This window comes from Waterburya sp. (assembly GCF_058530065.1).
This window is the reverse complement of record NZ_JBZNBU010000050.1, coordinates 1-12,572: the sequence shown is the minus strand read 5'-3', so window position 1 is coordinate 12,572 and position 12,572 is coordinate 1. Positions and strand designations below refer to the sequence as shown.

At 38.7% G+C, this 12,572-nt stretch carries 15 protein-coding genes; 9 read left to right on the top strand and 6 right to left on the bottom strand.

All coding sequences use genetic code 11. From position 1 onward, the window contains the following. The coding region (locus AC33VI_RS03425; protein ID WP_491780868.1) for an alr0857 family protein at nt 1–319 on the bottom strand (319 nt) is incomplete at its 3' end. A gap of 238 nt (nt 320–557) precedes the next feature. Next, entirely contained in the window at nt 558–782 is a 225-nt protein-coding gene (locus AC33VI_RS03420) for a hypothetical protein (protein WP_491780867.1), read from the bottom strand. 114 nt (nt 783–896) lie between these two features. Here AC33VI_RS03420 and AC33VI_RS03415 point away from each other — a divergent pair, with 114 nt between their 5' ends. Continuing rightward, the gene (locus AC33VI_RS03415; protein WP_229639993.1) at nt 897–1,232 is read left to right on the top strand and encodes a hypothetical protein; all 336 of its coding nucleotides are present in this window, start codon (nt 897–899) and stop codon (nt 1,230–1,232) included. Nucleotides 1,233–1,495: 263 nt separating this feature from the next. After that, a complete protein-coding gene (locus AC33VI_RS03410) occupies nt 1,496–1,855 on the top strand; it encodes a HesB/IscA family protein (protein ID WP_491780866.1) in 360 nt (119 codons plus the stop codon). 240 nt (nt 1,856–2,095) lie between these two features. Here AC33VI_RS03410 and AC33VI_RS03405 read toward each other — a convergent pair whose 3' ends face one another. Both AC33VI_RS03405 and AC33VI_RS03400 read right to left on the bottom strand, forming a co-directional pair. Beyond that, nucleotides 2,096–2,854: a phycobilisome rod-core linker polypeptide gene (locus tag AC33VI_RS03405; protein WP_491780865.1), complete on the bottom strand. Its 759-nt coding sequence runs from the start codon at nt 2,852–2,854 to the stop codon at nt 2,096–2,098. Nucleotides 2,855–3,005: 151 nt separating this feature from the next. Further along, complete coding sequence (locus AC33VI_RS03400) at nt 3,006–3,602, bottom strand: phycobiliprotein lyase (RefSeq protein WP_491780864.1); 597 nt, start codon at nt 3,600–3,602, stop codon at nt 3,006–3,008. Nucleotides 3,603–3,887: 285 nt separating this feature from the next. Here AC33VI_RS03400 and AC33VI_RS03395 point away from each other — a divergent pair, with 285 nt between their 5' ends. The 3 genes from AC33VI_RS03395 to AC33VI_RS03385 all read left to right on the top strand — a co-directional run bounded on the left by AC33VI_RS03395 (nt 3,888) and on the right by AC33VI_RS03385 (nt 5,347). Further along, complete coding sequence (locus AC33VI_RS03395; protein ID WP_491780863.1) at nt 3,888–4,055, top strand: NblA/ycf18 family protein; 168 nt, start codon at nt 3,888–3,890, stop codon at nt 4,053–4,055. Nucleotides 4,056–4,491: 436 nt separating this feature from the next. Continuing rightward, a complete protein-coding gene (gene pedR / locus AC33VI_RS03390; protein WP_491780862.1) occupies nt 4,492–4,782 on the top strand; it encodes a photosynthetic electron transport-dependent transcriptional regulator PedR in 291 nt (96 codons plus the stop codon). Next, complete coding sequence (locus AC33VI_RS03385; protein ID WP_491780861.1) at nt 4,766–5,347, top strand: TolB family protein; 582 nt, start codon at nt 4,766–4,768, stop codon at nt 5,345–5,347. The genes pedR and AC33VI_RS03385 overlap by 17 nt, the downstream gene beginning before the upstream one ends. On the opposite strand, the gene AC33VI_RS03380 is transcribed toward AC33VI_RS03385, so the two are convergent. Continuing rightward, nucleotides 5,344–5,925, bottom strand: a complete 582-nt coding sequence (locus tag AC33VI_RS03380; protein ID WP_491780860.1) for a substrate-binding domain-containing protein — start codon at nt 5,923–5,925, stop codon at nt 5,344–5,346. The two genes, AC33VI_RS03385 and AC33VI_RS03380, sit on opposite strands and share 4 nt — an antisense overlap. A gap of 364 nt (nt 5,926–6,289) precedes the next feature. On the opposite strand from AC33VI_RS03380, the gene pyk reads away from it, so the two are divergent. The 3 genes from pyk to AC33VI_RS03365 all read left to right on the top strand — a co-directional run bounded on the left by pyk (nt 6,290) and on the right by AC33VI_RS03365 (nt 9,364). Continuing rightward, nucleotides 6,290–8,047 (top strand): pyruvate kinase, encoded by a 1,758-nt coding sequence (pyk, locus tag AC33VI_RS03375; RefSeq protein ID WP_491780859.1) that lies wholly within the window; start codon nt 6,290–6,292, stop codon nt 8,045–8,047. Between the two features lie 31 nt (nt 8,048–8,078). Then, on the top strand, nt 8,079–8,228 hold the full coding sequence (locus tag AC33VI_RS03370; protein WP_491780858.1) for a hypothetical protein: 150 nt from the start codon (nt 8,079–8,081) through the stop codon (nt 8,226–8,228). 92 nt (nt 8,229–8,320) lie between these two features. Beyond that, nucleotides 8,321–9,364, top strand: coding sequence for a nitrilase-related carbon-nitrogen hydrolase (locus AC33VI_RS03365; RefSeq protein WP_491780857.1), 1,044 nt, complete (start codon nt 8,321–8,323; stop codon nt 9,362–9,364). Between the two features lie 38 nt (nt 9,365–9,402). Here the strand turns inward: AC33VI_RS03365 and AC33VI_RS03360 are convergent, their stop codons facing one another. Next, nucleotides 9,403–10,770 (bottom strand): cytochrome P450, encoded by a 1,368-nt coding sequence (locus tag AC33VI_RS03360; RefSeq protein ID WP_491780856.1) that lies wholly within the window; start codon nt 10,768–10,770, stop codon nt 9,403–9,405. A gap of 274 nt (nt 10,771–11,044) precedes the next feature. Here AC33VI_RS03360 and AC33VI_RS03355 point away from each other — a divergent pair, with 274 nt between their 5' ends. Beyond that, a complete protein-coding gene (locus AC33VI_RS03355; protein WP_491780855.1) occupies nt 11,045–12,460 on the top strand; it encodes an aldehyde dehydrogenase family protein in 1,416 nt (471 codons plus the stop codon). Nucleotides 12,461–12,572: the final 112 nt, after the last annotated feature.

Below are 12,572 nucleotides of genomic sequence, written 5' to 3'. Positions count from 1 at the left end.
CGCTGCTGTGATTTAATTCACAAACAAACACCCCTTCTTCTCTATCCTTCCTTTGAGTAACCCAAGTACCAGACAAAGAAATTTCCAAATATTCTTCATCGCAAGGAGTAACTTCAATTAATTGTTTCTCATCCAATTCAACTAAACCTGCTAAATAAGAAGTATAGGCAGGAAGCACCAATGAAGCCCGACTTAGTTCAGTATAAATACTCATCCCCGCCCGCAAGCTTACTAAAATTCGACTCGCCTTCCATGTAGCAACAGATTCTGGCAAGTATTCTAAATAAATTCCTTCTTCTAAATAAGTGATTTTTAACATGAGATGCTTTTCTCCTTCAAAATGAAAGTTTTTCCAATCGGGAATCTTAAAGATTCTGTTTGCTTATTTTCAGTAGCTCCATAACTAAATTTTTCTTATTTATTCAAGATTGGCACTGACACAAATCACCTTCTGATTGTTTGTCGATACCAAACCCAAGCAAAAACTGACAAGATAAAAAACCCTGCTAGTACATTTCATTTAGCAGGGTTTAGTTAATTTTTGTTAAGTTAACTATTTAATTTAAGATGGATATTCTCCATCTATTTCCCCTGCTATCTGGTCTTTGTGCCGATATATGGCTAACTCGCCATTCTCTACAACCCTTGACATATTCTGAATTACAAGCTTTGATACGATTGTTCCCTGGTAAATATGCTGTTTCGTTGGTACTCTGGAAAAATAAACACTTTTGACCGAGCACTACCCACAAACACATACCTGGGTGCGCTATATTTGACATCAATGGTAAAAGTGATAAAAATAACATTAAATTTCGCAAAAACCCTTTTCAAACTGCATTTTTAATACTACACTTATATTACCGTATATGTCTAGTATCTAGAGGAAAAAACCAATGCGAACCCTAACTCGCACATCTACAACTGAAATGGAAGTTACCAGCATTCGTCTGGAACGGAGTCTAAAAGACAAGCTAAAAGAATTGTCTGGCAATCAAGGCTATCAAGCTCTAATTCGCGACATCCTTTGGAACTACGTTCATCAAAAATCTGGTGACTACCGCCCCCAATTTGCTCGTTCTGACATTCGCGCTACCGTCGAAGCAACTGCTCGTAAAGACGAAAGCTGCGCCCTTACTGGCAAGTTAATTCAAGAAAACGAACCCATGCTTTTAGGATTTACTATCTACGGAGATTTAGTTCCTTTAAGCGTCAACAGTGTAACTGAATAGAATCCTGATTTTGGTTGGAGAATTAAGCAATTAAATTGAGATATTTTGTTGATTCAATTTATTTATTTTTCTTAGTTCTCCACCATATAAATAATTTGAATGATACCGATTGAATTTAATTAGAATTAATTTTTTCGCTTCTTCTCCAGAAAAAGAATTTAAAATAAAAGATATATAAGTTCTATAGTAAATTTCTAGGGGTTCTCTAGAATCGTCTATTTTACTCAATTCAGCATAAATTTAGAAAGGAGTTATCAATCGAGATGACAGAAGCGAGCCAAACAATCGAAAGGGGAATTCAACTTACTCCCACAGCTTTCAAACACATTAAAATGCTCCAGGAGCAACAGGGAAATAAAGAACTCTGTCTTCGGGTAGGAGTTCGTCAGGGGGGATGCTCTGGAATGTCTTATATGATGGACTTTGAAGAGCCAACAAACATCCAAGAAAGTGATGAAGTTTTCGATTATGATGGATTTAGAATAATTTGCGACCCTAAAAGTCTTTTATATCTCTATGGCTTAGTACTAGACTACAATAATGCCATGATTGGTGGTGGATTTGATTTTACTAACCCCAATGCCTCTCAAACCTGTGGTTGTGGGAAATCTTTTGGCGTATAAAAATCCATAAATACATAAAATCAATATAATATTCTCAATATTTTTTGAAAACAGACTAGTGAGCTTAGTCTGTTTTTTATTGGGGAATGTCCAAGATTTTATAAATTGAAAAAGAGAGATGTTATAAATTAACAACATAATCTTGTAAAAGACTATTGAAGCTAATTTGCAACTCTCTCTTTAAGATTGCTTTAGCAACTAACCGCAGAAACTGACTCAAACAAATAGTAACTACTTGCTTTAGATAGTTTTACGATAAGGAACTTTAGACATATAGTTAATGTTAGTAGCAGAAGTAGCAGTAGGAGCATTAGCTCTACTGGGCAAACTACGTGCCATATCCAAATACAAAGCTGGACTTCCAGCTTTGGGTTTTGCTTCTTGAGGAGTATAGCGACGAACTTCGCTTTGCCAAATAATTTGAGGGAAGCCCAAAATAGCGCGATAGTATTCGTCGTAACGGGGAGAAGTAATGTTGAAAGGACGCTCGCCACTATCGCGACTAGCAAGTACTCGGCGACGTTGATAAGGTACGATATCGTAGCCGAAGTTTTCCATATACTCTTCGCTATCGAGAAGCTCGTCAACGAATCCTTCAATACCTTTGGTTGCTACTTTAATCGACCAAGCAATTTTTTCTCTTTCGTTGTAAACATCGCGTCCTAAAACTCTTTGAACGCATTGCTCTACAAAGCGATAATTGCTGTTTTTAGAATAGAAACTGTTATAGAAAGTTTCTGATAGTAAAAGTCCTCGAATAAAGTCGCGAACGGTAATTTGACCGTTACGTAATTGAGATTCTAAAAATCTTTCGCGATCTGCACGAAAAGCGTGGAAAAAGATCTGACGATATGCAGCTTCAATTAAATCGTTCATTTCAGACAAAGAAAGCAAATTCTCTGCTGAATAAATTTTGGGTTGGTCATCTCCTCCAATGTCGTATCCTGCGACACGAGCATTTTGGGAGCTAGGCTTATAGCCTAATAAGGGAATAGACAAGTCAAAACCTCCGCCTATTGTTTTTGTATATTAAAATTCTTAGTCCCAATCATACGGTAGATAGGGGTTCAGAATAAATAACAGTAACAAAATATTACAGACTTGTGAACTAATTTTGCTGGACTTAATCTTCATTCCAATCAACCATTAGCTACCAACCTGAAATAGCGAAGGCTTTTACCTCTTTATTGTCAGATTCTAGCAATTCACTATCAGTAGTAACTCTAGATTCAGTGCAGAAAGTGGCAGTATTAAACCCACCAAATCTTTTCACAGTACTGCTACGCAAGCGTAAATCGGGACTAACAAACCAAAAACGTTCGATAATACTCATGGTTTCGTACTCAGTAATCAAGACTAAGCCGTCTTCTTCATCCATGTGATATTGTCCTGCAACGGGAACGATTTCTGCATAACCTCTTTCGCGCAAGAGTTTTCCTTTTCTGGGATCGTCAAGATCGGGGATTAAGGCAAATACAGTCGTTCCTTTGTGGTCTTCATTTTCTTTATCCCATGCCATAGAACCATCCCAACTGACAAATGCTCCGCCAATCGCCGTAGCTGGATCTACTTCGTGCATCTGGCAAATTGCAGTGATTTTTTCGTCATCGGCATTGAGAAATTCGACATTGATATCCGAACCACCGCTTTCTGCTCTTCTAAAGGGCAGATGATGAGTTGTACGTTGCGATCGCCATTGTCCCGCACTTCGCTGAAAAAATTCTTTTGCGTCTTTGAGAGAATTCATAGTTTTATAGTTTTTTTATAGTTTGTATAAATTAATATATCGAGAATCGGTCGTTTTAGCTTTTGCTATCTGTTATCCGAACCTAGTTGATTTTATTTTTTTTTCCGCATCAGAATACACCAAAATTACTTTTTTGCTATAAGTATTTTATAACTTTTTATTACTTTGATTAATTATTGCTTGACATAATAGACGTTTAATAGTGAGTAATGCTAAATTAATCCCATACAGTCAAACGAAAAAAAATTTTCTAAACTGGGCAAACTAATAATTAGGGAGAAGATAATGAATCTTTCAGGTCAATTAAGTATCGAACAACAGTTCAAGCTGAAGGTTCTTCAAGAACAAGTACAAAGTTTGAGTAAAGAACAAGCTCAAGAATATTTGTTAGAAATGTTTCGTCAAATGATGGTCAAAGATAACTTGGTCAAACAATTGCTTAAAGATGCCTAAGATTTAGTTTAAAATCGCTAAAATCTAGATGGATATATTTTGTGAACTGTACTATCTAAAAAGCAATAGATTAGATAGGAGTAAAATTTTTATGGTATGAGATAGTACGATTCTCCAATTGACAATTTACCTTAAAGATTAGTGATTCTTTGTTATAAAAATTAAAATATCACTATTTATTACTTTATAATCTTGTAAATTTTAGAGAGTAAATCTAAAAAGAAAATAAACTCTTCAAAATAACGTAAAATTTGATACTAAGGTCAATACATCTCTTAAGATTAAGTTGTATTGTAGGTGAAGCTAGATTTAACAGCACTTCCAGTTTTTTATAAATTCTTAAATAAAAGTTTATTTATCATTTAATAGGTGATTGAGAGCCAACATTACCTCTTAAAATAAATAGAGCAATAAGTAAATGTACTAGGCGATGGTAATGGAAGCAGAGAAACTGAGTCATGAAGCGTTGTTGTCAGGAAGGGAGCTACAAATTGTCGAATTAGTAGTAACTGGTTTGAGCAATCATAAAATTGCCCAGGAATTAGAAATCAGCAAAAGAACAGTAGATAATCACATCAGCAATATTCTTAAAAAAACTGGTACGAATAATCGTGTAGAATTAGTTCGGTGGTCTTTGCAGTGGGGTAAAGTTTGCATAGACAATGTAAACTGCTGTTCTTTACCGAGTTTGAGTCATTCTGCCGACTGTAATGAAGTGGTGCAATAGTTTAAACTTATTAAATAAGTTCCCAGTCGCGATCGCAATTTTAAGCCTGTTTGGCTGTCAGACTTCTAAATATATTACCCCCCCAAGTCAGGGTGTGAATGGTAGCCTTAACTCTGTTTTTGCAGAAGGAATGCCAAGTTTTTCCTATGATGGTCGCTATTTGGTTTTTAACAGCGATCGCGATCGAGAACGTAGCGTATTTCTCTACGATCTACAACGTCGTCGTATACTACCTCTTCCTGGTTTGAATCAACCTGGTAGTATGCAGTATCAAGCAGATTTAAGTGCTGACGGCAGATATATTGTATATGTCTCAGAACAACTAGGAAAAACAGATATTTTTTTGTATGATCGCACCGTAGCTCAAAGCGAAAATTTAACCAAAAATTTTATTGGTGAAGTTCGCCATCCCAGTATCAGTGGCAATGGACGGTTTATTTCTTTTGAAGGCAATCGTTCGGGACAGTGGAATCTTGAAATTTATGATCGTGGAGGAGGAATTGACTTTTCCTCTCCCCGCGATATTTTGAACAGTTCAGATTTATCAAATCCTAACAATTTTTAAGGATTAGCTATAACTTTTTGACCGCGATTGGAAAATAAATGACCTAAAAAAGCTTCTACTCTAGAATTGGCTGGTTCTCGATAAGCATAGGAAAAAATATCTTTATCTGAATGTTCGTTTCTGGGAATAGGTTTGCCATCAATCGCAACCGCAGCCAATCCTTGAGCTATTTCCTTATCGTTTAAGGGTCGAGAAATAGCTACTAGGTCTATTTGTCCCGAAAGTAGAAGCCTGATTCCCGTCTCTTTGCCATCTGCTTCAATATTTACGGTCGTACCAGGAAATTCTTTTTGAAAACTTCTTTTTAATAGTTGGTTAATTGACTCCATTTGAGGCACTCCATTAATTCGGATCGATACCCCCATAGGCACGATTCCTGGTTCGGAAAAAGAAACCGCAGGAGTCGCTACAGTAGAGGTATCTTCAGAGGAAGCAACTAAATTTGGATCTGCTGGTTGATTATTCGTATTATTACCAATAGAAGTCATCTTAGCTAAAATTCCGTATCCAATAACCAAAACTCCCAATGTAGAAGCCGAAGCCAAGATTGCTGGGAGTAAATTGCTTTTTTTAAACATCACAGATTTAATCTAGAGGGAACTTTAGAAAGTTATGTCAATAAATCTAAACCTTAAAAATAACTATAAACCTTAAACCTAATTGCTTTTGGTCATACAATAATTATTGTGGCTGAGATTTTATTATTTTAATTGAGAATTCATGTAACTTACTAATCAATATTTGAGTAATTTTACGAAGATTTTAAGCAAGTCCAACAGTGCAATATCTTCAAAACATAATTACTGCTTTGCAGCACTCCCTTATTTCTTGTACACTAAGCTGGCAACTAAAATTTTTAATATATTAGTTAAACCTTGACAGGCTGTATTTGCCTAGTAGCAAGCCAGTTCATAAGTCCAGTTATTCAATAGCAAAAAGATAATGCCATCGCCAAAAAACCCGCGTCGGACAAAAATTGTTGCCACAGTAGGACCAGCGACCCTAAAACCCGATGTTCTGCGTCAATTAATTAAAGCAGGTGCGAGTACTCTGAGAATAAATTTTTCTCACGGAACACAACAAGATCACCAGAGGGCGATTCGGTTAATCAGACAAACTGCTTTTGAATTAGACCAGCCCGTAGGTATTTTGCAGGATTTACAAGGGCCTAAAATTCGTCTGGGTAAATATGCTAGCGGTAAAATTGAGTTAAAGAAAGGCGATCCTTATATCTTGACTAGTCGTCAGGTTGAGTGCGGTCAAGAAATTGCTTATGTGAGCTACAGTAAATTGACCTCAGAAGTTCCTGAAAATGCCACCATTCTTTTGGATGATGGCAAAGTTGAAATGAAAGTAGAAAAGATCGATAAAGTCAACCAAGATCTGCACTGTAGAGTGGTGGTAGGAGGTTTTCTTTCTAGTAACAAAGGAGTCAACTTTCCTGGAGTTTGCTTATCTATCAAAGCTTTGACCGAAAAAGACCGAGAAGATTTAATGTTCGGTTTGGATCAAGGAGTAGATTGGATTGCTTTAAGTTTCGTTCGCAATCCTCAAGATATTTTAGAAATCAAAGATTTAATTTCCAGCGCGGGTAAATCAATTCCTGTGATTGCCAAGATCGAAAAACACGAGGCGATCGAGCAGATGGATGCTATTCTTTCTCTTTGTGATGGGGTAATGGTAGCTAGGGGAGATCTAGGGGTAGAATTACCAGCAGAAGACGTACCTATCTTGCAAAAACGTTTAATTGCTACTGCCAATAAACTGGGTATACCGATTATCACCGCTACTCAAATGTTAGATAGCATGGTCAACAATCCCCGTCCGACTCGTGCGGAAGTTTCTGATGTAGCTAACGCTATTTTAGATGGTACGGATGCGGTTATGCTGTCTAACGAAACTGCTGTCGGTAATTATCCTGTAGAAGCAGTACAAACGATGGCTACTATTGCCTGTCGCATCGAACAGGAACAACAAACTAATAATCTGAAAAGAACTAAGCGATCGATCGCTCATGCTATTTCTGCTGCGGTGGGTCAAATTGCCGCTCAATTGGATGCAGCAGCCATCATGACTTTAACTAAAACTGGTGCGACGGCGCGAAATGTGTCTAAATTCCGACCCAAAACCCCGATTTTGGCAATTACTCCCCACGTTCACGTATCTCGCAGATTGCAACTAGTGTGGGGAGTCAAACCCCTATTAGTTTTGGACTTGCCTTCAGCTACTCAAACTTTTCAAGCTGCTATTAATGTTGCTCAAGAAAAGGAATGGCTTTTTGCTGGCAATTTAGTAGTCATGACTGCGGGTACTCTTCAAGGAGTTGCGGGTTCGACGGATTTAATTAAAGTGGAATTAGTTAAAGCTATTTTAGGAGAAGGTTCGGGCATCGGACAGGGAGCAATTAGTGGTAGAGCGAGAGTCGCTCAAAATGCAAAAGAGATTAATGACTTTAATCCAGGGGAAATTCTAGTTACTTCCTCTACAAATGCCCAATTTGTCGATATTATTCGCCAAGCATCGGGAATCATTACCGAAGAAGATAATCTCACCAGTCATGCTGCGGTTATAGGTTTGCGCTTGGGTATCCCCGTCATAGTTGGCATGAAAAATGCAACTGAAGTTATTCGAGAAGGGGCAATTTTAACTCTCGATGCCAAGCGGGGGGTAGTTTACTCTGGTACGGCTAGCGTACGATAAAGATTAATTCTACAAGTCTCCAGGATAGGAAATGAAATTAATCAAACTGATGTTGCAAAAATTGGGCTTGGGTATTTTAGGTATTCTAATTAGTCTATCTAAAACCATAACCACTGCAAACCCAACTAGATTGTCGCGATCGTCAACAGCTACCCAAACAATATCCTTTTTAATTAATTAATTTAAAGGTTTAAATTCAAATTATAGCGAGTAGATAAACTTAGAAATAGCCTCGTATATTCAAGAGATATCATCCAAAAACAATAAACCAAGATGGAAGCAGAAACCGATCGCATCGACTCATTTAGAGCTTTGGCACTCCAGGTAACTTGCCATGCCGTTAATCATGTCAAAGCAAGAGCAGAAGCGCGATCGCTGATGGAGCAGGCAATCAAACGCTTAGATCCGCAAATCGCTGCTAGTCGTGCTTTCATTGGGTCTGATTGTCGCTTAGTACTGCTACCTGAATATTGGCTTACAGGTTTCCCTATGGGAGAACCTATTGGTGTTTGGGCGGAAAAAGCATGTCTAGAAATGGAAGATTCTTTATACGATGCCTTGGGTAGTATTGCTCAAAAGTATGGCATATTTTTAGCTGGAAATGCTTACGAACTAGATCCCAATTTCCCTCAGCTTTACTTCCAAAACTGTTTTGTCTTCGATCCTTCGGGAGAGATGGTTTTACGCCATCGCCGTCTTAATTCTATGTATACCCCCACACCCTACGATGTCTGGGATAAGTATCTCGATTGTTATGGTTTAGAGGGGGTTTTTCCCGTTGCTAAAACAGCGATCGGTAACTTAGCTGCGATCGCCTCTGACGAAATCTTGTTTCCCGAAATTGCGCGGTGTTTAACCATGAGAGGGGCAGAAATTTTGCTTCATCCTACCTCAGAAGTCTATGGCGATGCGCGATCGCCAAAAGAGGCAGCCAAAATTTCGCGGGCAGTAGAAAATATGGCTTATGTTGTTTCTGCAAATACGGCGGGAATTGCTAATACGGCAATTCTTCAGGCTTCTGTTGATGGCGGTTCTAAAATTGTTGACTATCGAGGTCTGGTTTTAGCCGAAACAGGTTCGGGGGAAAGTATGGCAGCCTATGCTGAAATTGACTTGGCTGCTTTAAGACGCGATCGCCGTCGTGCGGGAATCAAAAACGTGCTATCTCGCCATCGCCCGACTCTATATGCTGAAAGTTATCAACAGCCAAACTTTTATCCTCCTAATACCATGTTAGAAGGGGAAGTCAAACGCCAACACTTTATTAGAACTCAGCAAGAAACGATCGAACGCCTAGCAAAACTAGGAATTATTTGAGCGTTACCTAAAAAGCTATTCGCTGTTAGCCTTTAGCTCTATCGAACAGCATTTACAACCAAAGGTACGCCATTAGAAGGGGCGAGTGTTCCTCCGCGACGCATTGGTTTTATCGGCTTATTATTTGCTAATTTTAAATCGTATTTAGATAGGATGGTCGCTATTACCAGTTTCATTTCCAACATAGCTAAAGCATAGCCCAAACATAGCCTTACGCCACCACCAAAAGGAATAAACTCGTAGGGAGTATAGTTTCGCTCTAAAAATCTTTCTGGCTGAAATTTTTGAGAGTCGGGATATAAATCTTCTCGGTGATGGGTTAAATAGATACAAGGAACAAATGTCGTGCCAGATTCAAAGGGACAACCCATTATTTCTAGATCTTGGTTGGCAATACGTCCAAAAGCGATTGGCACTGTCGGATAAAGTCGTAGTGTCTCTTGACAAACAGCCGTTAAGTAAGGAAGACGAGAGATTTCAATGGGATCGGGATTTTTGCCCAAACTAGCGATTTCTTGCAATAGTTTTGCTTTGATTTGGGGAGATTTTTCCAGCCAGTAAAAAGCCCAAGCCAAACTTGTGGCAGTAGTTTCGTGTCCAGCTACTAGTAAAGTAATCAATTCATCTTTTAATTGGTCGTCACTCATCGATTGACCATCTTCGTCTGTCGCTGACAACATTAAACTGAGGATGTCATTGCCCAGTTTTTCGGGGTTAGTTCGTCTTTCTTCGATTTCAGCTTGCAGCAAATCATAAATTGTTTTTTGGGTTCTAATGAAATGACCCCAGGGACTCCAAGCCCCTAAGTCTACTTGCAAAAATTTCAAAAATATAAAACTCGATCGCACTGGTGAAGCAGTGATATCCAGCCAATCAGCTAGCAGCGATCTAAATCGTTCGCACTTTTCTCCTTCACTAAACCCAAAGACCGTTTCCATAATTACCTTGAGGGTAATTTCTTGAGCAACATCTCTAGCAATAAAAGGGGTATTTATCTTCCAGTGGGAAGTTACAGTTTCCGTAATTTGACAGATAGATGCTCCATAGGACTTTACTTTCTCTCCATGAAAAGGGGGCATCAGTAATTTCCGCTCTCGCTTATGACGAGCCCCGTCCATAATAATCAGAGAATTATTGCCCACGATCGGACGAGCCAGATCGTTAGTACGCCCTACGTCAAATTGTTTAGCATCAGTGCTAAAAATTTCTTTAATTCCTTGAGGATTAGCTATAAATACTAATGGGGGAAGTCCCACTAGCCTCATAGTAAACATATCTCCGTACTTCTCGTGGCATTCTTCTAGATACTCAAAAGGTCTAATTAGCCAATTAATTAACTGAACTAATGCAGGAACTTTCGACCCATCTGGTAATTTATGACTAGAAGATGTTTTGATAGCAGTCATAGTAAATTTTTAAATACTTTTTTCATCATAATGATAATTAAAGAGCAATGGGTAATGCTAGAAACAAACTGGCAACCCCGATACCAGAAACTTTAAGACATTTCAAAGTGAACTGAGACAAAAGTGTCATATTTTGTGAATCTCCCATAACTTAGAATTTTATTAGTTTTAGATGCAAAATTACTTTTATATAAAAATCTGAGATCGTAATTAATCTTGTCTGAATTTAGGCTTAAGACCATTAAGTCGCTTTTACATTTATAGGATTTGAATTATGGGTGGCAAAATTGAAGTTCGGAATCCGCGCACGGGAAAAATTGATTACTGGATTACTCCCCCGACTGGCGATCGCTTGACTGAAATTTGTAGTAGTTTACGTCAGGCTCAAGTTGGTTGGCAAGAATCTGGTTTAGAACAGCGTATTGCAGTAATGCAACAGTGGAAGAATGCTTTAATATCCCATAAGGATGAGCTGACAGAAGCTCTAGTTGCCGATACAGGCAGACTATCTGAGTCGAGAATTGAAGTTGATTCTTTTTTGTCCAGCATCGATCGCTGGTGTCGTCTCGCACCAGATTTATTACGAACCGAATCCCGATCTACAGCAGTTCCTTTTATTCGCTTAGAACAGCAATTAGTTCCTTATCCTTTAGTGGGGGTAATTAGTCCCTGGAATTTTCCCCTGTTACTTTCGGCGATCGATACCATACCTGCATTGTTGGCCGGCTGCGCTGCGATCGTCAAACCCAGTGAAATCGCTCCCCGCTTTATAGAACCTTTGACAAAAACTATTGCCTCAGTGCCAGAATTAAAAGGTATCTTAGCTTATGTTGCAGGAGCAGGAGATACGGGTGCTGCTTTAATCGAAAATGTTGATTTAGTTTGCTTTACAGGGAGTGTAGCTACTGGACGCAAAGTAGGGGAAGCTGCTGCCAAGCAATTCATTCCTGCATTTCTCGAATTGGGTGGAAAAGACCCAGCTATTGTTTTAGCTTCGGCAGATCTAGAATTGGCAACTTCGGCTATTTTGTGGGGGTCAGTAGTTAATGCAGGACAATCTTGCCTCTCCATTGAGCGTATTTATGTCGCAGAATCGATTGGCGATCGCTTTGTGGAAAGACTGGTAGTCAAAGCCAAAAATCTGAAACTAGCTTATCCATCTGTTGAAGAAGGGCATATTGGACCAATCATTGCCGAAAAACAAGCGGATATTATTGCCGAACATTTACAAGATGCAATTGCAAAAGGGGCTGTGGTTCATTGTGGTGGCGCGATCGAAAAACTCGATGGTGGGAATTGGTGTCGTCCTACAGTTTTGACTCAGGTAGATCGTTCCATGAAAATCATGACTGAAGAAAGCTTTGCGCCAATTATGCCAGTGATGCCTTTTTCTCTACCCGAAGAAGCTATATCTTTAGCAAATGACACTACCTATGGACTTAGTGCTGCTATATTTGCTGGTTCGGAAGCGGAGGCACGATCGGTAGCCAATCATTTAGAGGCTGGTGCAATTAGCATCAATGATGCAGGATTAACTGCATTCATCCATGAAGCAGAAAAAAATGCTTTTAAGTTATCTGGGATGGGCAGTTCTCGCATGGGTGTCGCTGCTCTCACGCGGTTTATGCGTAAGAAAGCTTTTTTAATCAAAACAAATTCTCTGGTAGATCCCTGGTGGTTTGAAATTTAAAATGGATAGTGCCATAGATTCGTGCCTAAACCTGTTTCATACTAAATCCGATTACCAAATTATACTTTTCCCGTACTATAGTCATTCCAAATAGAAACCATCTAAAAAATTT